Consider the following 2666-nt stretch of genomic DNA (forward strand, 5'->3'; position numbering starts at 1 on the left):
GACCTGCGGGACGCCACCGCGACCAGCCCGGCCGTCGGACCGGTCGGCAAGGCGGGCGCGACCGGTCGTACCCGGCGGCGGTCGCGGCGTCCGGTGCTGATCGGCGGGGCAGCCGCGGCGGCGACCCTGGTGGTGAGCCTCGGCATCGGCGCGGTGCTGCTGCCCGACGACGGGAACACCGACCGGGCCGCCCTCGACGAGCCGGTGGCCACCGCGCCCGTCATCACCGACACCGCCCCGAGTAGCAGCGCCCCGGCCTCCCCCAGCGCGTCACCGAGCCCGTCACCGACGTCGGCGAGCCCGTCACCGAGCCGGACCGCCACGCCGACGCCCACCCCGAGCCGGACCCAGGCGGCGTCGCGGCAGACCGCCCGGGGCGGCTCCGGCACCGTGGCCCCGGCAGCGCCCCTCACCACCCGGGCTGCGGTCAGCGGCGGCGGTGGGGGCAGCCAGACCCAGCAGGTCGTCGACCTGGTCAACGCCGAGCGGGCCAAGGCCGGCTGCGCGGCCGTCACCGTCGACGCCAAGCTGACCCTCGCCGCCCAGCAGCACAGCCAGGACCAGGCCGACCACAAGACCATGACGCACACCGGCAGCGACGGCAGCAACGCCGGGCAGCGGCTGGAGCGGGCCGGCTACGCCTGGCGCACCTACGGCGAGAACGTCGCCTGGAACCAGCAGACCCCGGCCGCGGTGATGGACGCCTGGATGAACAGTCCCGGTCACCGGGCCAACATCCTCAACTGCGCGTTCACCGAGATCGGCGTCGGGGTGGCCAACGGCAACGGGCCGTACTGGACGCAGGACTTCGCCGCCCCGCGCTGACCGGGGACGGCCGGCCCCCGGCGACGACGTGACCGCGTCGTCGCCGAGGGCTTCTCGTTGGACCGGGTGAGGCGTGCGGCGTACCGCACGGGACCCGGGAGCCGCCGATGCGCATCCGGCCGTCAGCGTCCGCGACGCGCGGCGGGTCGCCGCTGCACTCCCGGCCACCGCGCCGCCACCCGGCCCGCCGGGTGCTGCCGGCCACGCTGGCACTCGCCCTGCTGACCCCGGTGTACGCCTGCCGTCCCGACCTCGGGCCACCCGGCGCACCGACCCCCTGGCCACCCGGAGCGGCCCGGCAGTGGCGGTGGCAGTGGCAGCTCACCGGCCCGGTCGACACCACCGTCGACGCCGACGTCGTCCTGCTCGACCCCGTGCGGGTGAGCACCGCCGAGACCGGGGCGCTGCGTCGGCGCGACCGGCGGCTGATCTGTCACGTGCCCGTCGGGACGTACGCGGGGACGGACCCGGACGCCGCCCGGTACCCGGCGGCGGTGCGCGGCGCTGCCGCCGGGCGGCCCGGCACCCGGTGGGTGGACGTGCGGCGGTGGGACGTGCTGCGGCCCGTCCTGGCCGACCGGTTCCGGCTCTGCCGGGGCAAGGGGTTCGGCGCGGTGGCCCTCGTCGACGCCGACGGGTACGCCCACCGGTCGGGCTTCCCGCTCGGCTTCGACGATCAACTGCTGTTCAACCGGCGCACGGCCGGGCTGGCCCGGTCCCTGGACCTCTCCCCCGGCCTGGTCGGTGACGTCGATCAGGTGGCCGCCCTGGCGCCGGACTTCGACTTCGCGGTCGACGAGGAGTGCGTCCGGTTGCGCCGCTGCGCCCGGCTGCTCCCCTTCGCCGACGCGGGCAAGCCGGTCTTCCAGGTCGAGTACGCCGGTGACCCGGCGCGGTTCTGCGTGACGACCGTCGGCTACGGCTTCGCCTCGATCCGTAAGAACCGCATCCTGGACGCCTGGCGGGTGCCCTGCCCCACCGTTGCCGGGCCGGTCCCCGGCACACCGCGGTGACCCGGACCGCGCGGTGCGGTCCGGGTCACCCGTGCCGCCGGCCACGGCGCTGCACCACCCGGGCGGGCGGTCACCGGCGGCGGGTCCGACGGCCGGTCAGTGCGCCCCGACCAGCTCCGGCGTCGGTTCGGCCGGTGGGGTGACGGCGGGCCGGTCGCGGCGACGCAGGAACCGGGGGGCCCACCAGTTGGCCTCGCCGAGCAGGGTCATCACCGACGGCAGCACCACCGCCCGGATGATCGTGGCGTCCAGCAGGATCGCCGCGGCCAACCCGATGCCGAGCTGCTTCATGTCGATCGTGCTGAGCGAGGCGAAGATCGCGAACACCGCGACCATCACGATCGCCGCGCTGGTCACCACCCCGGCCGAGGAGGTGATGCCGTAGGCGACCGCGTCGGCGTTGGACCGGCCGCCCCGGATGCCCTCCCTGATCCGGCTGACCACGAAGACGTGGTAGTCCATGGAGAGCCCGAAGAGCACCACGAACAGGAACAGCGGCAGCCAGGAGACGATCGCGCCCATCGAGGTGAAGCCGAGCAGGTCCTGCGCCCACTCGCCCTGGAAGACCAGCACCAGCAGGCCGTAGGCGGCCCCGGCGGAGAGCAGGTTGAGCAGGATCGAGGTGAGGGCGACCACCACCGACCGGAACGTCCAGGTCATCACCAGGAAGGTCAGCGCCAGCACGAACGCCATCACCAGCGGCAGCTTCTCCCGGATGTGCCGGGCGTAGTCCTCGCTGGCGGCCACCCCGCCGCCGACGGCGTACTCGACGCCGGGGATGCCGCGCATCGCGGCGGGCAGCAGGTCGTCGCGGAGTTCGTGCAGGGA

Annotated in this window: 3 protein-coding genes; 2 read left to right on the plus strand and 1 reads right to left on the minus strand. The window is 75.2% G+C overall.

The annotated features are described in order from the left end of the window. Positions 1–825, plus strand: an 825-nt coding sequence (locus ACOJTC_RS04880) for a CAP domain-containing protein (RefSeq protein ID WP_420115914.1), incomplete at its 5' end; no start/stop codon positions are given. A gap of 107 nt (positions 826–932) precedes the next feature. Next, entirely contained in the window at positions 933–1838 is a 906-nt protein-coding gene (locus ACOJTC_RS04885) for an endo alpha-1,4 polygalactosaminidase (protein WP_420115915.1), read from the plus strand. A 96-nt stretch (positions 1839–1934) separates the two neighbouring features. Here ACOJTC_RS04885 and ACOJTC_RS04890 read toward each other — a convergent pair. After that, on the minus strand, positions 1935–2666 hold a 732-nt coding region (locus ACOJTC_RS04890), incomplete at its 5' end, for an MMPL family transporter (RefSeq protein ID WP_420115916.1).

Source organism: Micromonospora sp. (assembly GCF_048594385.1).
GTDB lineage: Bacteria > Actinomycetota > Actinomycetes > Mycobacteriales > Micromonosporaceae > Micromonospora > Micromonospora wenchangensis.

Bases quoted from the DNA above. Each gene is read 5' to 3' on its own strand.
- ACOJTC_RS04885 (WP_420115915.1), top strand. From the start codon at position 933: ATGCGCATCCGGCCGTCAGCGTCCGCGACGCGCGGCGGGTCGCCGCTG.